General features: G+C 65.0%; 15 protein-coding genes. 11 read left to right on the top strand and 4 right to left on the bottom strand.

Features of this window, described 5'->3' with window-relative positions:
- Positions 1–68: 68 nt before the first annotated feature.
- The 3 genes from gcvH to rnr all read right to left on the bottom strand — a co-directional run bounded on the left by gcvH (position 69) and on the right by rnr (position 4,388).
- On the bottom strand, positions 69–464 hold the full coding sequence (gcvH, locus tag Spa11_RS18235; RefSeq protein WP_145114894.1) for a glycine cleavage system protein GcvH: 396 nt from the start codon (positions 462–464) through the stop codon (positions 69–71).
- Between the two features lie 98 nt (positions 465–562).
- Entirely contained in the window at positions 563–1,666 is a 1,104-nt protein-coding gene (gcvT, locus tag Spa11_RS18230; protein WP_145114892.1) for a glycine cleavage system aminomethyltransferase GcvT, read from the bottom strand.
- Positions 1,667–1,883: 217 nt separating this feature from the next.
- Positions 1,884–4,388 (bottom strand): ribonuclease R, encoded by a 2,505-nt coding sequence (gene rnr, locus Spa11_RS18225; RefSeq protein WP_145114888.1) that lies wholly within the window; start codon positions 4,386–4,388, stop codon positions 1,884–1,886.
- A 363-nt stretch (positions 4,389–4,751) separates the two neighbouring features.
- Between rnr and Spa11_RS18220 the strand changes: the two genes are divergently transcribed.
- Positions 4,752–5,111, top strand: coding sequence for a hypothetical protein (locus Spa11_RS18220; protein ID WP_145114885.1), 360 nt, complete (start codon positions 4,752–4,754; stop codon positions 5,109–5,111).
- Between the two features lie 142 nt (positions 5,112–5,253).
- On the opposite strand, the gene Spa11_RS18215 is transcribed toward Spa11_RS18220, so the two are convergent.
- On the bottom strand, positions 5,254–6,225 hold the full coding sequence (locus Spa11_RS18215) for a 3'-5' exoribonuclease YhaM family protein (protein ID WP_145114882.1): 972 nt from the start codon (positions 6,223–6,225) through the stop codon (positions 5,254–5,256).
- A 156-nt stretch (positions 6,226–6,381) separates the two neighbouring features.
- On the opposite strand from Spa11_RS18215, the gene proS reads away from it, so the two are divergent.
- The 10 genes from proS to Spa11_RS18165 all read left to right on the top strand — a co-directional run bounded on the left by proS (position 6,382) and on the right by Spa11_RS18165 (position 21,557).
- Entirely contained in the window at positions 6,382–7,884 is a 1,503-nt protein-coding gene (gene proS, locus Spa11_RS18210; RefSeq protein ID WP_145114879.1) for a proline--tRNA ligase, read from the top strand.
- Positions 7,885–8,163: 279 nt separating this feature from the next.
- On the top strand, positions 8,164–9,390 hold the full coding sequence (locus Spa11_RS18205; RefSeq protein WP_145114876.1) for a DUF1573 domain-containing protein: 1,227 nt from the start codon (positions 8,164–8,166) through the stop codon (positions 9,388–9,390).
- Positions 9,391–9,493: 103 nt separating this feature from the next.
- The gene (locus tag Spa11_RS18200) at positions 9,494–11,251 is read left to right on the top strand and encodes a cytochrome c family protein (RefSeq protein WP_145114873.1); all 1,758 of its coding nucleotides are present in this window, start codon (positions 9,494–9,496) and stop codon (positions 11,249–11,251) included.
- 386 nt (positions 11,252–11,637) lie between these two features.
- Entirely contained in the window at positions 11,638–12,567 is a 930-nt protein-coding gene (locus Spa11_RS18195) for a PEP-CTERM sorting domain-containing protein (RefSeq protein ID WP_145114870.1), read from the top strand.
- A 150-nt stretch (positions 12,568–12,717) separates the two neighbouring features.
- Entirely contained in the window at positions 12,718–13,425 is a 708-nt protein-coding gene (locus Spa11_RS18190) for an AIM24 family protein (RefSeq protein ID WP_145114867.1), read from the top strand.
- Positions 13,426–13,643: 218 nt separating this feature from the next.
- On the top strand, positions 13,644–14,687 hold the full coding sequence (locus Spa11_RS18185) for a linear amide C-N hydrolase (protein ID WP_145114864.1): 1,044 nt from the start codon (positions 13,644–13,646) through the stop codon (positions 14,685–14,687).
- A 376-nt stretch (positions 14,688–15,063) separates the two neighbouring features.
- The gene (gene nusA, locus Spa11_RS18180; protein WP_145114862.1) at positions 15,064–16,455 is read left to right on the top strand and encodes a transcription termination factor NusA; all 1,392 of its coding nucleotides are present in this window, start codon (positions 15,064–15,066) and stop codon (positions 16,453–16,455) included.
- 465 nt (positions 16,456–16,920) lie between these two features.
- Positions 16,921–19,797, top strand: a complete 2,877-nt coding sequence (infB, locus tag Spa11_RS18175) for a translation initiation factor IF-2 (RefSeq protein WP_145114860.1) — start codon at positions 16,921–16,923, stop codon at positions 19,795–19,797.
- A 120-nt stretch (positions 19,798–19,917) separates the two neighbouring features.
- Positions 19,918–20,379 (top strand): 30S ribosome-binding factor RbfA, encoded by a 462-nt coding sequence (gene rbfA, locus Spa11_RS18170; RefSeq protein ID WP_145114858.1) that lies wholly within the window; start codon positions 19,918–19,920, stop codon positions 20,377–20,379.
- A gap of 89 nt (positions 20,380–20,468) precedes the next feature.
- Positions 20,469–21,557, top strand: coding sequence for a hypothetical protein (locus Spa11_RS18165; RefSeq protein ID WP_145114856.1), 1,089 nt, complete (start codon positions 20,469–20,471; stop codon positions 21,555–21,557).
- The last annotated feature ends 15 nt before the right edge of the window (positions 21,558–21,572 follow it).

The raw sequence follows: 21,572 nt of genomic DNA, 5'->3' as shown, positions 1-21,572 counted from the left end.
AGTTGGAAGAAGCACGTTGGAGTTAGCGAAAGGGATTTCCCACTTCCCACTTCGCACTTCCAACTTCGTCACGCCTCTTCCGCACACATTTTCTCATACGCCTCGTAGTCCATCAGGCCGGCGAGCGAAGTCTCGTCGGTGATCTTGACCTTGGCGATCCAGCCCTTGCCGTAGGGGTCGTCGCTGAGGACTTCGAGCTGGTCGGCGAGCGGCTCGTTGACCTCGACGACCTCGCCGGTCACCGGGCTGTAGACATCGCTAACCGCCTTGACGGACTCGACTTCACAGAACGACTCCTCGGCGTCGACGGAGCGGCCCACTTTCGGCAGCTCGATGAAGACGAGGTCCGTCAGCGCTTCGACGGCGTGCTTGGAGATGCCGATGGTGGCGACCTTCTCGCCGCCAGTCTCGGCGACGGCGACCCACTCGTGCGTCTTGGCGAACAGCAAGGATTCAGGGTTCATGAGGGAGTTGTACGTTTTGAGTCGTGAGTTTCGAGTTTTGAAAGCGAGCCGTCGCACGAGAGCCGCGTCGTCCCCGACCGCGGTCGAGCCACGAACGACTACGACCTCTTATAAAACGGCAACGGAACGACCATCGCGGGCGTCTCCGTTCCGCGGATGTCGATGGCGACGCGCGTCCCTTCTTGGGTTAGCTCCGGCTCGATGTAAGCCATTGCGATCGGATACCCGAGCGTCGGCGAGTGCGTCCCGCTGGTGACGACGCCGCACGGCCGGCCATCGACCAGCACGCGGTACTCCTCGCGCGGCGGGCGCTTGCCTTCGACCCTGAGACCGACGCGCCGGGCCACCGAGCCGTCCTCTCTTGCCTTCAGCAGTGCGTCGCTGCCGACGAACGTCCGCCGACCGCCATCGGCGTCCTCAAAGTCAACGGCGAAGCCGAGCCCGGCATGGAGCGGATTGAGTCTTTCGCGGAGCTCGTGGCCGTAGAGGGGCATGCCGGCTTCAAGACGGAGCGTGTCGCGCGACGCTAAGCCGCAAGCGGCTGCCCCGAGGTTGATTAGGGCCTTCCAAATGGCTTCGGCTTGGTTGGCGTTGGCGATCAGTTCAAAGCCGTCTTCGCCGGTGTAGCCGGTGCGGCTGACGACACACGGGGCGCCGGCGATGTTGGCTTCGCCCGAACGGTAGTAGCGGATCGACGCGACATCGGCGTCGGCGAGCGAAGCGACCATCTCCACCGCGCCGGGGCCTTGGACGGCGATCATCGCGGTCGCCTCGGTGCGGTCGATGAGGTCGGCGTCCGCCATGGCGTGCTCGGCGAACCAGTCGAGCAACTTCGCGCGGTTCGACGCGTTCACAACGAGGTCGAAACGATTTTCGGTGACGCGGGTGAAGAGGATGTCATCGAGGACGCCTCCCGACTCGTTGCAGATGAGCGAGTACCGCACGCGTCCGACCGGCGTGCCGGCGGCGCGGCGGGTGGCGAGGCCGTCGAGCCACATCTCTGCCGCGGCGCCCTGGACGGTGAGCCGGCCCATATGCGACACGTCGAACAGGCCGACACGCTGGCGTGTGGCGTTGTGCTCCTCGACGATCGACCTGTACTGTACCGGCATCGCCCAGCCGGCGAAGTCGACAAGCCGACCCCCATTGGCCGCGTGCCAATCGTAGAGCGGCGTTCGTAAGAGCTCTGCGGTGGACGACATCCGTTACGTCGCGGTGGGGGAGGGGGCGGGCGAGGTCTCCTAGGACCGTCAGCTTATCGGACAGCGCCGGCGGTTGAAGGGGCGCCGTGATGGCAATCGCACCATTCCGATGGGCCACAGCCGGAGGCGGCAGCCAACGGTGGACGCCATGTTCCCGCTGCGCGCCGCGGGCTTCCGCCTACGGCTGTGAGCACTCGAAGTGGTTCGTCTGCCAGCGCTACCGGCGCTTCTTGCCGGGCTTTTTGCCGCGGGGCGGCTTGTTTCCGGAAGCGGGGGATTGGCTATCCATGTTGCCGCCCGCGCCGGCGGATCGCTCCCGTGCCTGGCGGTTCTTGCCTTGCGAGGGTCGTCGTTTCTTCTCAGGAGGCAGCGGCCGGCCCTTGCGACCGCCAGCGGATTTTTCCTGCGCGTGTTTCCCCGCGCCGGGGCCCTTGGCCCGGCCGAGGTAACGGAAATCGAGCTCACGGGCGTCGACATCCACATTGGCGACGGCGACCCGCACCGCGTCGCCGAGGCGGAACGTGTTCCCTTCGCGCTTGCCGGCGATCGAGTGGCTGGCGCGGTCGAACTGGTAGAAGTCGTCGCCGAGAGCGGTGATGTGGATGAAGCCCTCGGCCGGCATGTCGCGGCCCATGATGAAGACGCCGAACTTCTCGACGCCGGTGATGACGCCGTCCATCTCCGTGCCGACCTTGTCGCTCAGGTAGTTGAGCAACTTCATCTTCTTCAGCTCACGCTCGGCGCCGGACGCGCGTTGCTCACGCTCGCTGCAGTGGTCGCCTTCGAGCAAGAGCTGGCTCATCTCGTTGACGGGTTTCGGCCCGGTCCCCGCTTGATGATGGTTCAGCGCGTCGATCAGGCGGTGGATCGTCAGGTCGGGGTAACGACGGATCGGCGACGTGAAGTGGCAGTAGCAATCGGCGGCGAGGGCGTAGTGGCCCTCTTCCTCGGGGCTGTAGATCGCCTTCTGCATCGAACGCAGCGTCGAGAAGTTGACGGCGTGCTGTCGCGGGTCTCCCTTCACACGGTCGAGCACCTGTTGCAACTCGAAGCGGTCTTGCAGGTTCTCGACCGGGATGCCGAGCGAACGGATGAACTCCGTGAGGGCGCGGGACTTTCGTGGATCGGGCGAGCCGTGGATACGCCGCAGGAAGAGGAGTCCTGAGTCGGCGAGCTTCGTCGCCACGGCGATGTTGGCCGCCAGCATGAACTCTTCGATGACCTGATGGCTCTCGGTGTTCTTCTCGACGTGCGCGCCGGAGACGCGGCCGTCCTTGTCGAGGTCGATCTGGACCTCGGGCATGCTGAGCTCGAGCGCCCCGCGGTCGAAGCGGCGCTTACGCAGCTTCATGGCGAGCTCGAACATGTCGGCGAGGAGGCGATCGACTTCGGGGGAGAGGGTCGACACGACATCGGCCGCGGTCGGGGACGACGTGGCTCGCGACGGGTCAGCGCTTACCAAACCCTTCGCCAGCAGATACAGATCGACTTCCTCGTAGGTGAACCGCCGGCGGCTCTTGATTGCGCTCTTGAACACCTCGCAGTTGATCGGCATCCCCTCGGGGCTCATTTCCAGCAGCGCCGTCACGGCGTAGCGGACGCGGTCGGGCTGGAGGCTCGCCAGGTTGTTGCTGATGATCTCCGGCAGCATCGGGATCACTTCGTCGGGCAGGTAGACGCTCGTCGCGCGATCGTAAGCCTCGCGGTCGAGCGCCGACTTGGGGACGACGAAGTGCGAGACGTCGGCGATGTGGACGCCCAGTTCCCAGTGGCCGTTGTCGAGCTTCTTCAGCGAGATCGCGTCGTCGAAGTCCCGCGCGGTGAGCGGGTCGATCGTGACGATCACCTCGCCGGTCAGGTCGCGACGGCCCTCCGGGATCGACTCGTCGAACTTGGCCGCTTGCTGGCGGGCGTCTTCGAGGACTTCCTCGGGGAAATCACCCGGCAGGTTGAACTCGTACTTGATCGACAGGGTGTCGACGCCCGGCGCGCTGCGGTCGCCGAGGATACGGGAGATGACGCCCTCGCCGTCGCGGACCTGCGACGGGAAGCGGACCATCTCGATGACGACCTTGTCGCTTTCCTTAGCGCCCTTCGCGCCGGGGTCGCCGACGTAGATCGGCTGGCCGAAGACCTTGCCATCGACTTCGACGAGGGCCGAGCCCGCCTCTTCGAGATACGTGCCGACGAAGACATTGGTGGCCCGCTCGACGATGTCGACCACCTTGCCGGTCGGTTTGCCGTAGGCGCCGGGGCGGCTGGAGACGGCCAGTCGCACCACGTCGCCGCTGGCGGCGTCGCCCGATTGCCGACCGGGGACGAAGATGTCGAGGTCGCGCTCGGCCGAGGCGGGCGTCCCTTCGGGACGGACGAAGGCGTCGCCCGAGCTGATGCGCCGCAGCGTGCCGACGACGTAGTTGCCGCGGTCGCGACGGCTGTCGCTTGTCGCCTGTCCACTGTCGGCGACGGGATGGCCACTTTCACCGGTGACCGCGGGCATCAGGTTCGTGCGCGCGGGGTGCTCGGGATCGATTGGTATGACGAGGTGGTTGGGACCGTACTCGAGTTCGCCTTCGCGGATGAGCTTCTTGACGAGCTTCTTGCAGTTCACCGCCGCGTCGCCCTCGAGCCCGAGCCGCTCGGCGATGACCTTCGGCTTAACCGCGCGGTAGGCGGGGTTGCTGGTGTAGGAGAGGATGGCAGAGCGGAGTTCGTCGTCCATGGTGGAATTGGTTCTCGTTGTTGGCGCGCTTGGAGACGCTTAGTTGTGACCACGGATGACACGGATTCCACGGATCGCTATCGCAGCGTCTCTCCGTGACATCCGTGTAATCCGTGGTCCTTTACCGAAAGTGGGGGTCGCTGTTCGGAGGCCCGGCCGGGCGCGACTCGCATAAGTCCCTAACTATAGCGGATTTAGGGAGCGGAGTTGGCGGTCTTTGCGGGTTCTGCCGTGGAAGGCTCCATGGGCGGCGGCTTGCCGAACGCCGTCGTGGGAACCCCGCGGGGACCAGCCGCGTAGAATTGATAGGGCCGTCGCTGGATTGGCGGGGCCCTGCTTTTCACCGTGATTAGGAGGCATGTGATGCAAGTTTCGGTGTTCTCGAAGTCGGCGTCGAAAGTTTCCCTCCCCTCTATCAAGCAGCGTTTCGAGGAAGGGCTCGAGCGCTACGCGTCGCTGGTGGACAACGTGCTCGTCCGCCTGCGTGACGAGAACGGCCCCCGCGGCGGACGCGATCAGGCGTGCCTCGTGCAGGTGTCGCTACGCAACGGGCAGACCTTTGTTGTGAAAGAACTGAGCGAGTCCGTCGCCACCGCGATTGGTGGCGCGCTCACCCGCGCAAAACGCGTCGCCGGTGAACGCATCAATGCGCTCGCCAAAAAGCGCCGGCGTCAGGAGTCCGCGCGGCGTAGCGCGGAGCCGATTCCGGAGCAGGCAATCTAGCCTCGACCTAAACAAAAATTTTCATGTGGGAGGCGTCTCCAGACGCCGATTACGGTTTCCATTCCGAAACGGCATGGTGCGCGTAATCGGCGTCTGGAGACGCCTCCCACAATTTTCTTGCTTCCGCTCGTATGGGCGAGCCTCAGTCGCCCTTCACGCCCTTCCACAGCTTGCGGTCGATGTTGGGGAAGTACTGCGTCCAGCGGCTGTCGGCGTTGGGGCATTCTTTGATCAGGCCCGTGAAGCTGGCGAGCTTCGCGTCCATGTCGTCGATCGCGGAAAGGACCACCGCTTCGAGTGTCATCGGCAGCTTGGGGCTGCCGAACGCCAAGTGGCCGTGGTGGCTGAGCACCATGTGCTTGAGTTCCATGAGGAGCATCGGCGGGAAGGCGAGCTGCGCGCGCCCCTCGGCCTCGCGCGCCTTGCGGTCGAGCAGGCAGGCGGCTTGGACGATGTGGCCGATCATCTGGCCCTCGTCGGTGTAAGCGAGGTCGCGCTCGTACTCCAGCTCATCGACCTTGCCCGAGTCGTGAAGGAAGACGCCCACGAGCAGCTTCTCGACGTCCACCTGCGGGTACTTCGGCGCGACGGCCTGGGCGACGTCCATCAGGTTCACCACGTGGTCGAGCAGGCCGCCCTTGTAGGCGTGGTGGTTCTTGATCCCCGCCGGCGCGCGGCAGAACTTGTCCATGAAGACGTCGTCGGTGAGGTAGGCCTCGACGAGCGCCGCCAGGGGCTTCGACTTGATCCCCCGCAGCGTCTTCAGGAGGCGTTCCTTGAGCTCTTGCACCTCGCTGGTTTGCAGGGTCATGAAGTCCGACTCGTCGACATCCCCCGGTTCGGCCCGCTTGATCGACTGGGCGATCAGCTGCATCGACCCCTGGAAGAGCTGCGCGGTTCCCTCGACATAGACATAGTCGCCGTTCTCGATCGCGGCGTAGTCCCGCTCGGTCGCGTTCCACATCCGGCAGGGCATCGAGCCGGAGCGGTCCGAGAGGTCGATCTGCAGGAACAAGTTTCCCTGCCGATTGGGCCGCAGCTGCTTGTTGCTAGCGAGGAAGACTTGGTCGACCTGCTGGTTGTGTTGCAGCTGCGAGACGAAGAAGCGGGACATTGGATTGGGGATTGGGGATTTCGGATTGCGGATTGGGTATGAGCCTATCAGATAGGGCTCGCCGGGACCCGGGGGGCAGCTCCATTCCCGAGCGAGGCAGGCGGCGCCTAGAATGCCCCGCTTCAAGAATCCGCAATCCACAATCCCCAATCCGCAATGGCCAAGACTGCCATCTCCCCCACCCGCTCCGAAAACTACCCCGAGTGGTACCAGCAGGTCGTTAAGGCGGCCGACCTGGCTGAGAACTCGGACGTGCGGGGCTGCATGGTCATCAAGCCGTGGGGGTACGCCCTGTGGGAGAACATCCAGCGGCGGCTCGACACGCGCTTCAAGGAGACGGGGCACGACAACGCCTACTTCCCGCTCTTCATCCCGATGAGCTTCCTGGAGAAGGAGGCCGAGCACGTCGAGGGGTTCGCCAAGGAGTGCGCCGTCGTGACGCACCACCGCCTCGAGCCGAACGGCAAGGGCGGCTTGCAGCCGGCGCCGAGCGCGAAGCTTGAGGAGCCGCTGATCGTCCGGCCCACCAGCGAGACGATCATCGGCGCAACGTTCGCGCGGTGGGTGCAGAGCTACCGCGACCTGCCGATCCTCATCAACCAATGGGCGAACGTCGTGCGCTGGGAGCTGCGGACGCGGATGTTCCTCCGCACGGCCGAGTTCCTTTGGCAAGAAGGCCACACGGTCCACGCGACCGCTGAGGAGGCGCAGGAAGAGACGCGCAAGATGCTCGACGTGTACGCCGAGTTCGCCGAGGGGGCGATGGCGATGCCGGTCATCAAAGGCGAGAAGACGGCCGGCGAGCGGTTCCCCGGCGCGGCGGCGACCTACTCGATCGAGGCGATGATGCAGGACCGCAAAGCCCTGCAAGCGGGCACGAGCCACTTCCTCGGCCAGAACTTCGCCAAGGCGCAAGAGATCAAATTCCAGAACCAGGCCGGTGAGTTCCAATACGCCTGGACCACCAGCTGGGGTGTTAGCACGCGGCTCGTTGGCGGCCTGATCATGTCGCACGCCGATGACGATGGTTTGATCTGCCCGCCGAAGCTCGCGCCGGCGCACGCCGTGATTCTGCCGATCTTCAAGAACGATGAGGAGCGCGCCGCGGTGCTGCCTTACTGCGAGTCGCTCAAGAACGAACTGTCCACCCAGGAGTACGACGGCGAAAAGTTGCGGGTGCGGATCGATACCCGCGACCTACGTGGCGGCGAGAAGAAGTGGCAGTGGGTGAAGCGTGGCGTGCCGCTGCGCGTCGAGGTCGGCCCGCGCGACGTGGCCTCGGCGAGCGTCTTCGCCGCCTCACGGCTGATGGAGAAGGGTGTCGGCGTCGAGCGGGCCAAGTTCGTCGCCGACGCGCCGAAGATGCTCGGCGAGTTGCAGCAGCAGCTGTTCGATCGGGCGAAGCGGGCCCGCGACGAGGCGTCGGTCGTGATCGACACGCTGGCCGACTTCGAAGCGTTTTTCGCCGAGGGCCAGCCGGGCGGCCTCGCCTACGCCCACTTCACCGACGGCCCCGAGATGGAAGCCAAGTGCAAAGCGCTGAAGGTGACGCCGCGCTGCGTGCCGCTGGAGCCGCTGCTGGGGGACGACGGCGCGGGCGAGTGCCTCTTCACCGGCGGGCGGAGCGAGCGGCGGGCGGTGTTCGCGCGGGCTTATTGATCTTCGCTCCCACTCCTATTTAGCCCCCGGTCATTGACCGGGGGCTAAATGATAAATCCCAATGACCAAGCCCCAATGACCAATGGCGGAGGGCTAGGGGCTGAAGGGGAGGGCCTTCGCGGTTTCATGGCATTAGTCATTGGGATTTGATCATTGGTCATTCCACTTGGAGGTGGCCAAAAACGCCGCGATTTTAGCCACTAGATCGGCTATAATGTGGCTTCTGGAATCGATCCCTGGGTCGTGCTTTGTCCGTCTTGGGTTGGGGGAGCCGCACTGATGAAGTTGTTGCCGATTGCCGTGGTGTCGCTTGCGCTTGGTGCCGGGATCGGCGTTGCGCTGGCCTATGTCGAGGTCGGCAAGGTCGAGACCGCCTTCGCGCCGCCGCCGCGCGAGGGGGAGCTGCCGCCGACCGCGTTGTCGGGGCCGCTGAAGGTGTACGACGGGCCGGTCGCGACGGTCGATAAGGAGCTCTACGACTTCGGCACGATGCAGCGTGGCGTCACCAAGTCGCACGAGTTCGTCTTCACCAACACGGGCACGGCGCCGCTGACGCTCGAGGTGGGCCGCACGACGTGCAAGTGCACGCTCGGCGAGGTTTCGGACAAGCCGCTGGCGCCGGGCGAGTCGTCGCCGGTGCGGCTGGAGTGGGTCGCTAAGTCGCTCCCCGGGGAGTTCCGCCAAGAGGCGACGATCCTCACCAATGACCCCCGCAAGCCGACCGTGAATCTGTCGGTCGTCGGTCTGATCACCGAGACCTCGGGCCTGACGCCCGAAGAGTTCTTGCTGGGGCGGGTCTCGGCCGACCAAGAGTCCACCGCGGCGGTCTACCTGACGACCTACGAGAAGGACAGCGATCCGATCCTCGTCGAAGCGGCGGCGGACCCGCAATCGCCGCAGGCCGACAAGTACGAGTTCGAGGTGGTGCCGGTCGAGGCCGAGGACCTGCCGCTCGAACGCGCCGTGGCGGGCGTCAAGTTGGTGGTTAAGGCGAAGCCGGGCCTGCCGATCGGCCACATCACCGAGTGGGTGTCGGTGAAGACCAACCTGCACGACGGCGTCCCCAAGGGGGACAAGCTCGACGGCGACACGCTGCAGGTGCCGCTGTTTGCGGTCGTCGAGGGGGACGTCTCGGTGCGCGGCGCCCACTGGTCGAAGGAACGAGATTTCCTGAACTTCGGAACGGTCGCTAGCCGGGATGGCGCGGAAGAGAACCTGTTTTTGTCGTTCAAGGGAAACAACGCCGCGACAACCCGCGCCGAGGTGGCGTCGACCGACCCCGAATGGCTCGAAGTGGAGTTGGGCGAGCCGAAAGTGATTCGTGAGGGGGTCGCCCATCAGCCGATGAAAGTGCGTATCCCCCCGCACCGTCCGGCCGAGGTCCGCAGCGGCGCCGGCGCCGACGACGGGGGGCAGGGCGAGGGAGACGCCCACATCCGCCTCAAGACCAACAACCCCAGCACGCCTGAGCTCGACGTTAGGGTCCGCTTTGTGATAGCGCAGTAGGGACGAGGGGCTAGGGGCGGGGGACGAGGGAAAACCCAAGACGTTCGAGGCCGGTAGACGGTAGCGGCTCGTGTTTTTTACCTGTGATGGAACGACTCTCGCCGTGCTTGCTCGCAACGCTCTTATCCTTTCCAAGAAAACGGTGTGGTCCGCCGCCACGATTGCTATCGGCGCGCTGGTGATGCTAGCGGGGGGCGCCGCCCCGCCGCTGTCCGAGCAGCCCGGCGGCGCCAACCCGCCAAAGTACCTCGTTGACGAGAAAGACCTGCCGGCGGTCGCGGAGAAGTTCGGCCTCGACGAAGAGGGCCTCGCCCGGCTGCGCAAGGCGCACCACGCGCTCGCAGAGCACCAAGCCCATCCGAAGCCCGACCCGGTGAAGGCCAACGGCGAGGTTTTTACCCAGGCCAACGGCGAGCCGTGGCCCAAGCCCGACGCGGCGATCATCTTCACCGGCGAGCAGATCGGCTACCTTGAGCCCTGCGGCTGTGCGGGACTCGAAAATCAGAAGGGCGGACTCAAGCGGCGCCACACGCTGGTCCGCATCCTCAGAGACCAATGGGGCTGGCCGCTAGCGCTGTTCGACGCCGGCGAGCAGGTGCGCTACTTCGGCCCGCAGGCCGACATCAAGCACCGCCGGACGATCGAAGCGCTGATCGAGATCGGTTACCAAGCGGTCGGCTTCGGCGTGAAGGACCTGCGGACCGAGGTCTTGGGCATGGCGCTCAATCTCGATGAAGCGGAGAACCCGCTGACGTCGGCGAACGTCGGCCTGCTCGATTTCGACAGCGGCTTCTCGAAGCGTTGGCGCGTTGTTGAACTGAGAGCCGCGTCGTCCTCCCCGACCGCGGCCCCCGTCCGAATCGGAGTGACGCAAGTCTTGGCCAAGAGCGCGCTGGGCGAGGTCTCGCCGAGCGATGATTTCGTGACGATGGACCCGGTCGATGCGCTCAAGGAGATCGAGCCGCAGATCGAGCAGGACGCGTGCGATCAGAACGTGCTGATGGTCTACGGCACGCCGGACGAGGCGAGGGAGTTGGCGCGTCGGTTCGACCACTTCGACTGGGTCGTCGCGGCGCGCGGCGCCGACGAGCCGCCGCATATCGCCCAACGCATCGAGGGGACGAAGCGGGGCGGCGGGGCGTATCTCGTCGAGGTGGGCCATAAAGGGATGTACGCGGTGGTCGTCGGGCTATACCGCAAGCAGGAGGCGTCGAAACCCGGCGAAGGCTGGGAGGCTCGCTACCAAAAGACACCGCTCGACCACCGCTGGGCCGACTCGCCCGAGATGGTCGAGCGGCTCACCGCGTACCAGGCGGAGCTGGAGCAGCTCGGCTGGGAAGGCCTCGGCCTCAAGCCCGCCGAGCACCCGACGACGCGCGACTTTGCCGGCTCCAATGCGTGTCGCGACTGCCACACGGAGGCGTGGGAGGTGTTCGAGAAGACGCCCCACTTCCACACGACCGAGACGCTCGTCGCGCTGCAACCGGCGCGGCACTTCGACCCGGAGTGCATCGCTTGCCACGCGGTCGGCTGGGAGCCTCAGAAGTACTACCCGTTCAAGACGGGCTGGCTCAGCTACAGCGAGACCCCCGAGATGTACGGCCAGGGATGTGAGAACTGCCACGGCCCCGCCGCACGGCACGTCGCAGTCGAGAATGGCGACATCGAAGTGGACGAAGAAGAAGAGACAGCGCTTCGCGCGGCGCTGCACCTGGAGATCGGCGAGAATGAAGGCAACATGAAGGGGCAGAAGCTCGGCCAAGTCGTGAACAACTGCTTGGGCTGTCACGACCTCGACAACTCGCCCGACTTCGATTTCCAGAAGTACTGGCCCGAAGTGGCGCACGAAGGTTTGTATTAAGACGTATCGCGCCGCCCTGCGAGCGTAGGCGAGCCGTCAGCGTCAGTGCCTGGAGTGCGCCGGACGCCATGACAGTTCCGGGCGTTGAGGCTTAGGGTTCGCCGTTGGGAGATTCGCACTGCGAATTTTGGTGCGTAGTATGTAGCCGGCGTGCGAAGTTTCGTCCCACCCGCTGATATCATTAGCGGGGTGCTCGTCATTTGTCGTGACAAACACTTGTCGCTTCGGCCGCTCGCTCTATTTGTTGAAACCCCGGTGAAGCCGGCGGTTTTTGCTTGACCGGTGGCGGATGAGCAGCGGATAACGTCTGCGGCGTACTGCCCCGACGCCGGTCTCATCGCTTTCCATCCACTTTTCAGGGGCCGTCACACTTTGAGGAGCGTCTAATGAAGCGGACATTTTTGCTGTGCGCCGCGGTTTTTGCGGCAGCCAGCTTGTCGCCTGTCTGGGCGGCGCCGATGTTGAACTTCGTTGATAATAACAACGGTAGCGTAACGCTGCAGGTCACGCCGGACGCGGCATTGCTGCCGGGATCTCTCGGGGCGGAGACGGCGCTGACGGTTCAGGGCGTTGGCGTGGACTTCATTGGTGTGTCGATCGCTGACCCGGCTGTCTGGGACTTTGCAAACCCAGGCAGCAATCCCTTCACCGGCACAACGACCGACGGTCTCTACTTGAACTTGCCGCTAAATCAGATATTCGCTTCGTACGGATCGGCCGTGCTCAATTCGCCGGCGCCGACCGACTTTCTGACGATCAACTACACCGGCGCCGGCTCCATCCTTGCCAACGGCGTGGTGGCGCAAGACGGTCAGAATTTTTCCAACCTCGCCACGAGCATCGTGGTTGGGGATGCGTTGCTGCCGACCATCCAGTTTGTTAACAACGGGAACGGTACGGTGACGTTGCAGATCGTCGCTTACGAGACGGGATCGACCGGTTCGGAGCTGGCTTTTTCTGTACAGGTTGGAGACGGCTTGTCGATTGAGAGCGCCATGATTGTCGATTCAGTCTTTGACACTCCCAACCCAGGCGACAATCCGTTCACTGGGACCGTGACGAATGGGCTTTACACGAACTTCGCGGCGAACCAAGTATTCGCATCGTACGGTTCGGACACCTTGTCACCGGGGATTTATGACTTCTTGACGCTCGGCGTTTCTGGCTACGGAACACTTGAGGCGACGGGCTTGGTCGCTCAACTCGGATCGCTCAATCCGGGCCTGACCGCGAGCATCACCCTGGTGCCCGAGCCGACGACCGCCGTGCTAGTCGGCCTGGCGACGCTTGCGGCCTTCGCGCGCCGCGCCGCCTGAACAATTGAGTGTGATTGCACTTCAACGCCCCGGTAGCGCGAGTCGCTGCCGGGGCGTTTTCGTTGACTTATCAGCAAGATCACTTGCGGAGCGGCGAACTTAGCGGATAGTTCCGTCTGCCATTTCGTTGTCACCAGCAGGGGCTTGCCCATGTCGCGCTACACGCTCGAGGAGTTTCTCGAGGCCACCCGTCAGACCGACCGCCAGCAGGGGTTCTTTGAGCTGGAAAACTCACGGTTGCTGGAGTTGAATCTCGGCGCGCCGTCGATGCCGAGCGAGGCGTGGATCAAGGCCGGGGCGATGGTCGGTTACACCGGGCAGGTGCGATTCACGCGCGAGGGGCTGTTGGAGCAGGGCGTCGGCAATCTGCTCAAGAAAGCGGTTAGCGGCGAGGGCGCGCGGCTCACCAAGGCGCAAGGGGTGGGGCGTGTTTACTTGGCGGACGCCGCGAAGAAGGTGACGATCCTGCGTCTGGAGGGCGAGGCGATCTACGTCAACGGCAACGACTTGCTGGCGTTCGAGACGCCGATCCGCAACGAGATCAAGATGATGAAGCGGATCTCGGGCCTGCTCGCAGGCGGACTCTTTAACGTGCGGTTGCAAGGGAGCGGCCTCGTGGCGATCACGACGCACTACGACCCGGTGACCCTGTGCGTCACACCCGGCTGCCCTGTCCACACCGACCCGAACGCAACGGTCGCTTGGTCGGGCACGCTCGAGCCGACGCTCCGCACCGACGTCTCCCTCAAGACGTTCTTCGGTCGCGGCAGCGGCGACTCGATCCAGATGGAGTTCGACGGCGAGGGGTTTGTGGTGATCCAGCCGATGGAAGAGGTGTACTTCCAGAGCGGTGCGTGACACTACCTTGAGCAAACGGGCTTATTGTGAGGGAGCATGAATGCGTCAGCGCCGGAGTTGAAGCGCCGAGCGACTCACCCGTGGCGCAACCCCGGGCGCTAACGAATTCCGGCTCTCAACTAATGCCTTGCGGCTGTCAAAACGCCGCCTCTTGATGGCGGCGCGTAAGCTAGACTTTCCACTGTCGTAATTTACTGGGCAGTTGAAAGGGGATCGAAATGCTACGGACAAAGCAGCGGTGGATGGTTGTGGTGGTTGGCGCCATGATCGTCGCGGCCTCTCAATCGCCGGCGTGTACGCGCGTGCTCTGGAACAAGACGGAGCCGGTCGTCGCTTCGCGGACGATGGACTGGCCCGAATGGACCGAGCCCGTGCTGACGGTCTTCCCGCGCGGACTGGAGCGCGACGGCGGCGTCGCCGGCGGCGAAGTGATGGTCGCGGAGAACGCCGCCAAATGGACTAGCAAGTACGGCAGCCTCGTCACGACGATCTATGGGATCGGGACCGCCGACGGCCTCAATGAGAAGGGCCTCGCCGCCCACATGCTGTACCTCAACGCAACCGACTTCGGCTCGCGCGACACGGCGAAGCCGGGCCTCCACGCCGGTCTTTGGGCACAGTACCTGCTCGACAACGCCGCAACGGTCGAAGAGGCGCTGAAGCTCCATGAAGGGATTCAAGTCGTAATGGCCAGCGCGCGGGGGCACAAGACGTTCGTCCACCTAGCGATCGAAGACGCCAGCGGCGACTCGGCCATCATCGAGTACATCGACGGCAAGCCGGTCATCCATCGCGGCCGTGAGTACCGGGTGATGACCAACGATCCGACGTACGACGAGCAGCTTGCGCTACTCAAGGAGTGGGATTTCACGAACCCCACCAGCGACACGCCGCTGCCGGGCAACGTCCGGCCGACGGACCGCTTCGCGCGGGCGTCGTACTACTCGGCGTTGTTGCCCGACCCCAAGGACGAGCGGGAAGCGGTCGCCGGCGTGCTGGCGATCGCGCGGAACGTGTCGGTGCCATTCGGCGCGCCGTACAAGGGCTTTGGCATCTACAACACCGAGTACCGGACGGTGGTGAACCTGTCGGACCTGCGCTACTACTTCGAGCTGACCACGGCGCCGAATGTGATCTGGGCGGACCTGTCGAAGTTCGACCTCGAGGCGGGGGCGCCCGTGCAGACGCTCGACCCCGATGACATCGGCTTGTCGGGCAACGTGACGCCGCAGTTCAAGGTGGCGGAGAAGGCGCCGTTCTGAGGCATGGCTTCGTCTCGCGATTGGCAGGCGAGCCGGGAGCGTCAGCGACCGGAGTGAAGTGGTCACCCGCTTCAACTCCCGACGCAGTCGCTTAGGGCTTCCCGTTTCGCAAGAGAGTCGTTGGGTTGACACTGGCAGGCGCGCGACCTACCTTTCGGGATGAAGCCGGCGCGTCTCGTCGGTGGATAGCGGAGAAGCCGGCCCCGTGGCCGGCTTTTTCTGTCAATGGTTTTTATCAACGGCGTGGCGGCTGCGGCCTATGGACGGGCCTGCGCCGGCCGTGTTGCGACAATCCAGACAATCCGACAACCCGAAAGGCCGCTCGGCCAAGCCCGCCCCTCGTGTCGAGGGAGGGGGGACGCCGAGGATCCCCGCCATGAACGCCGCCGAAATCCTCCGGATCGTTGACGCGATCCACCGCGACAAGAACATCGACCAAGAGATCGTCTTCGAGGGGATCGAGGCGGCCCTCACGTCGGCCCTCGCCAAGTACTACGGCGAAGAGGCGGAGATCACCTGCGTCATCGACCGCAAGACGGGCGAAGTCGCCGCTACCTGCGACGGCGAGCAGCTCGACAGCGAGGAGGTCGTGGGCCGTATCGGCGCCCAAACGGCCAAACAAGTGATGATCCAGAAGATCCGCGAGGCGGAGCGGGACGCCCTGTACGACGAGTACAACGAGCTCGTCGGCCAGATGGTCAGCGGCGTGATCCACCGCAACGAGGGCGCCGCCGCGACGGTCGCTCTGCACAACGTCGAGGCCCTGTTGCCGCGGAGCGAGCAGATCCCCGGCGAGACGCACCACGTCAACGAGCGCGTGCGGGCGACGGTCTACGAGGCCCGTAAGGCCGGCAGCCGCGTGAAGGTGATTCTCAGCCGCAAGATGCCGGCGCTCGTGCAGCGGCTGTTCGAGCAGGAGATCCCCGAGATCGCCGACGGCGTCATCGAGATCCGCGCCATGGCCCGCGAGCCGGGCTACCGCTCGAAGGTCGCCGTCATCAGCAGCGACAACCGCATCGACTGCGTCGGCGCCTGCGTCGGCGTCCGCGGCAACCGCATCAAGAACATCGTCGATGAGCTCTCCGGCGAGCGGATCGACATCGTCCGCTGGGACGAGGACCTCGAGGTGCTGATCCCCAACGCCCTGCAGCCGGCAGAGGTCGATCAAGTCATCCTCTGTAAGATGCTCGGCCGGGCGATCGCCCTGGTGCAGGAGGACAACCTGTCGCTGGCGATTGGCCGCCGCGGCCAGAACGTCCGCCTCGCTAGCAAGCTGTCGGGCTGGGACATCGAGATCATGACCCAGGAGGAGCTGGCCGAGAACATCGACCGGGCGATCGAGGGCTTCAGCCGCATCGAGGGGCTGGAAATGGAAGTCGCCGAGAAGCTGGTCGAAGAAGGCTTCTTGAGCTACGACGACCTCTCGATTATCGAGCCGGACGACCTGATGGCGATGGGCGGCCTGACCGAAGAGCAGGCCGACGCGATCGTGATGCAGGCCGAGGAACTGGCCGAGGAGGCCGAAAAGGCCGCTTCGGAAGCCCGCCGGGCGAAGCGCGAGCAGGACAAGCTCGCGGAAGTCCAGGGCAGCCCGGAAGATGCGGATGAAACCGCCGAGGAGTCCGGCGAAACCGTATCAGAAGACGTGACGGAGTCAGACGAAGCCGTTGCACAGACGGAATCGGAAGAAGCCGCCGAGGAGTCGGGAGAACCCGGAGCAGCGGAGGCGGACGCCGAAGAGTCCAAGCCAGCCGACGAGCCGGCGTGAAGGTATGATTTGGGAGCCCCCGATCGGGTCGCGTTGAGGGGGTGAAGCGTTGGAGAGGATCGAAGGGGGGCTGGTTAGCCGGATTTCACCGGTTTTCTTGGCGCCCCCCTCCCCACGCGGCTCAATCGGATGGCATACTGTTGGGTCTACGATGCAACTTTGAAGCTGAAACAATTAGGGGCTTGGGTGAGGAGTTCTCACCCAAGCGGCTCCCTTCAACCGGAGGCGTGCGGAATGGTCTCGTGATCCTCGTTCGGAAATACGCTCTCGCTGGTCCCGTGGCTTCGTAGCCCAGAGGCTTGTGAGAGCGGCGCGAACCGTCCCGCTAGCGCCGTTGCCTTGTTGAAGGCCCGCTGGCCCGCCCCGGCTCAATTACTAGGTCGCCGACGATCGGGCCCGCAAGGCGCCCCCGGATTAGCCGGGTGCGCAGCGGCTTGGATGGCGGTTTTAACGAGGTGGTGAGACTTGGCGGTACGCATTTACGCACTCGCGAAAGAACTCGATGTCGACAGCAAAGATCTGGTCGATATCTGCACCCGTGCCGGTGTGACGGGCAAAGGGTCCGCTCTCGCTAGCCTGAACGAAGACGAAGTCGTCAAGGTCAAGGAGTACCTGCGTGGCGGCAGCGGCGGCGGACCCGCCACCGCGACCGCCCCGGCGAGTTCCTCGGGCCCGGCGCCAATGCGTCGCCCCGGCTCCGACGCCCGCGAAAACAAGTTGCGGACAATCCAGGCCCCGAAGGCGGGGCGTTCGGCGCTGCGGCGTGAGCCCGGCGATACGGGCGAGAGCCGTCCGCTCGACATCATTCCGACCGAGGACGAAACGCCGGCCGTCGAAGAGACGACCCCCGTCGAGGTCGCCAACGACCCAGTCCCCGAGGCCCCCGCTCCGACGTCGGACGTTGCCGACGAAGCCGCCAATGCAGCGGCAGTGGTTGAAGCAGCCGAGGCGGCTGAGGCCGCCGAAGCCGCCGAAGCCGCCAAGGCGGAAGCCGACGAAAACCGTAAAGCCGAATTGGCGCAGCCCGGCCCGCTCGCCCGGATGATGGGGGGCGGTCGCGGCGCGACCGGCAAGATGCCCGTCATCGGCGGCAACCAGGGGAGCAGTAACCAGGGCGAGGGCGCCGCGAAAAAGCGTCCCGGCGAGACGGCTCGGCCGCGGCCGGTGGTGAAGCTCGCGGCCATCCCCGCGCAGACGCAGCGTCGCGAGGACCCTCGCGCCAAGGCCAAGGACGATACGCCCACACAGAAGCCCGACATGAAGCTGCCGGCCGACGTGCTCGGCGTCAGCAAGGGGGGCGCCAAGCCGCTCGCCCAGCAGCTCAAGCGGGCCGAGCGGACGCTCGAAGCCGCCAAGCTCAAAGAGAAGGAAGAGGCCGAGAGCAAAGGCCGCGGTCGCCGCGGCGCGACGCCGGGCCAGGGCGACGGCGCCCCGATGCTCGGCGGTCGCGAGCAGCGTCAGCTCACCCGCAACCGCGCCAGCGGCAAGGGGGGCATGCGTCCCCGCCGGATGCTTGGCCGCCGCCGCAAGACGGGCGTCAACACCGCCGCTCCGCGTAAGGACCGCGTCTCGGTTCAACTCCCATGCACGGTCAAGGAACTGTCCGAAGCGGCGGGCGTTCCCGCGGTCTCGATCCTCCGAATCCTGATGGAGGAGGGGGTCATGACCAACATCAACGCGGTGATGGACCCCGAGCTCACCGAGCTGGTGGCGGCCGACCTGGGCGTCGATATCGACTTCGTCGACGCGCAGACACTCGAGGACCAGCTCCTTGCGACGATCGACGAAATCGAGGACCCCGAAGAGTCGCTCAAACCCCGCGCGCCGGTCGTTACGTTCCTGGGCCACGTCGACCACGGCAAGACGTCGCTCCTCGACAAGCTGATCGGCATCGAAGTCGCAAAGGGCGAGGAAGGCGGCATCACGCAGCACATCCGCGCCTACCAGATGGAGAACGACGGTCGGCCGATCTCGTTTGTCGACACGCCGGGCCACGAGGCGTTCACCGAAATGCGCGCCCGCGGCGCCGGGGTGACCGACATCGTCGTGCTGGTCGTGGCGGCTGACGACGGCGTGATGCCACAGACCGAGGAAGCAATCGCCCACGCCAAGGCCTCTGGGGCGCCGATCATCGTGGCGCTCAACAAGATCGACCTGCCTGGCGTTGATCCGTTGCGGGTGCTGCAGGACTTGGCGGCGAACGACCTCTTGCCGAGCGAGTGGGGCGGCGACATCGAAGTCGTGAAGACCAGCGCCATGACCGGTGAGGGCCTCGACACGCTCCGCGAGACGATCCTCACCGTCGCCGAGCTGAACGAGTACAAGGCGAACCCCGACCGCCCGGCGATCGGCGCCTGCCTCGAGAGTCAGCAAGACGCCGATCGCGGTGTTGTCACCAAGGTCCTCGTGCAGAACGGCACCCTGCGTGTAGGCGACATCGTCGTCTGCGGCGACGGTTACGGCAAAATCAAGGCGATGACCAACCCGCTGCAACCGTCGCAGCGGTTGCAAGAGGCAGGCCCCAGCGTTCCCGTGAACCTGATCGGCCTCAACCGCGCGCCTTCGGCGGGTGAGCGGCTCTATGTGCTGGAGGACATCGCCCAGGCCCGCGAGATCGCCGACACTCGCGCCGTTCAAGAGCGGGCCGATTTCCTCGGCTCGACAGGCTTCCAGGCGGCGACGCTGGAGAACCTGTTTGACCGGCTCGACGGCGTCAACGAGGTGCAGACCCTCAACCTCATCCTGCGGGCCGATGTCCGTGGTTCGATCGAGGCGCTCGAGAAAGAGCTCACCAAGCTGGAGCACCCGGAGGTCCGCCTCCGCATCCTGCAGAAGAGCGTCGGCGGCGTCACCGAGGGCGACGTGGTGCTGGCGGACGCTTCCGAAGCGGTCATCATTGCCTTCAACGTGGTCCCCGACGACAAGGCCCGCGCCAAGGCGGACCAACTGGGCGTCGAGATCCGCCGTTACGGCATCATCTACAAGGTCGCCGACGATCTGAAGCTTGCGCTGGAAGGGATGCTCAAGCCCGAGCAGCGCGAGGTCGAGTTGGGCCGGGTGTTGGTGCAGATGGTCTTCAAGATCAGCCGAGTCGGCGCCATCGCCGGCTGCCGTGTGCTGCAAGGCGTCGTCGAGCGTAACGCCCGCGCCCGGGTCATCCGCGAGAACACGGTGATCGGCGATTACGCGATCGACACGCTCCGCCGCGAGAAGGACGACGCGAAGGAAGTGCGCGAGGGCTACGAGTGCGGCATCAAGCTCGCCGGCTTCAACGACGTGAAGGAAGCGGACTTGCTAGAGGTCTACAAGGTCGAAGAAGTCTCCCGGAGCTTTGACGATTGACAGGCATGTGTTGTGCGGCGTGATTCCTCAGGGTTTCGGCCCGAGGGTTGACGCGTCCCGCCCCTCGGAGGGCCACCCCACCTGTCCCCAAGCCCGACCCCAAGCCTCAAGCCTCCTGCGATGTCTTCCCGCCGAGTCCTTAAAGCCGCCGAAGCGATCCGCGAAGTCGTCAGCATGACGATCCTAACTGGCCTGCGCGACCCGCGGGTGGCGAACGTCACGGTCACGCGCGTCGAGGTTTCGCCCGATATGCGTAACGCCAAGGTGCACGTCTCAGTGATGGGGAGCGAGGCGAAGCAGAATCTGGCGATCAAGGGGCTCGAAAGCTCTGCCGGCTACCTGCAAAGCAAGATCGGCGACCGGATCGACACCCGCTACACCCCCAAGCTGGTCTTCAAGTTAGACGACGGCGTCAAGAAGTCGATCGCCATCGCGAAGATGCTGGCCGAGGTCCTTCCCCAAGACGAACCCGCAGCGGCGGGGGCCGACGCCCCCTCTGGCGACGCGGTCCCCGACGATCTGTCAGAAGACATTGGGGGGGAAGACCCGCAAGAGGCTTCCCCCGGCGATTCCCGTGATTAGCCTGTCGAAAGCCGCCTCTTCAGAGACCCCGCCACGCGTCGCGTGGCCGACGAACAACTCCCGCTGAAAACGCTCAATACCGACCGCCAATGGCCGCCGCTTCCAACCGCGCCGCTCGACTGACGAAGCTCGTCTCGGACCTCAAGAAACGCTACAAGCCGACGGCTCCGCCGCAGCGGGCGTTGTTTGAGACGATCCTGTTCGCGACGCTGCTGGAGAACTCACCCCCCGATGTTGCGGACAAGGTGTTTTCGGAGATCGAGTCGTCCTACTACGACTGGAACGAGGTCCGCGTCAGTTCCCGCTCGGAACTCGCCGAGCACATGAAGGTGCTGAGCGACCCGAACGGGTCGGCCGACCGCCTGAAGCGGACGGTGCAGAGCATCTTCGAGACCTTCTACAAGTTCGATCTCGAAGAGCTCAAGAAGCAAAACCTCGGTCAAGCGGTGAAGACGCTCGAGGGCTTCGACGGCGTGACGCCGTTCGTGGTCAGCTACGCGACGCAGAACGGCCTCTCCGGGCACGCGATCGCTTGTAATGGTGGCGTTCTCATCGCGATGCAGGTGATGGAAATCATCACCGAGGCCGAAGCGAAGAAGGGCATTGTCCCCGGCCTTGAGCGGGCAATCCCGAAGAGCAAGGGGGTCGAGGCGATGCTCGTGCTCCATGAGATGGGCGTCGAAGTCGGCCGCAATCCCTACGGCGCGGCGGCGAAGAAGCTGCTGACCGAACTCGACCCGTCGTGCAAGGACCGCTTGCCGAAGAGGCCCAAGCCCCCAGAGCCGGCGCCGGCCGAGGAGGCTCCCGCCGCGAAGGCTCCCGTCACTGACAAGAAGGGCCCGAAGGAATCGGACGACAAGAAGGCGCCGCCGAAGAAAGCCGCCACCCCTGCTGTCGATTCCAAAGCGAAGGCGACGCCAACCAAGCCGGCAGCGCCGGCCAAGAAAGCTCCGGACAAGGCGCCCGAAAAGAAACCCGCCGCCAAGGCGCCCGCGAAGAAGGTTGAGACGAAGAAGCCAGCGCCCAAGAAAGCCGCGCAGGCCGCGAAGAAGCCGGCCTCCAAGAAACCCGCCGCGGCGTCGTCCACCGCGAAGAAAAAGCCCGCCACGAAGGCGTCGGCTAAACCCGCCGCCAAGAAAGCCGCCGACAAGAAGCCGGCCAAGCGGAAGCCAAAGTGAACCCGGCGAGGGGCA

Source organism: Botrimarina mediterranea, from assembly GCF_007753265.1.
GTDB lineage: Bacteria > Planctomycetota > Planctomycetia > Pirellulales > Lacipirellulaceae > Botrimarina > Botrimarina mediterranea.
Note: the sequence above shows the minus strand (reverse complement) of the source record. Positions and strands in the feature narration are given on the sequence as shown.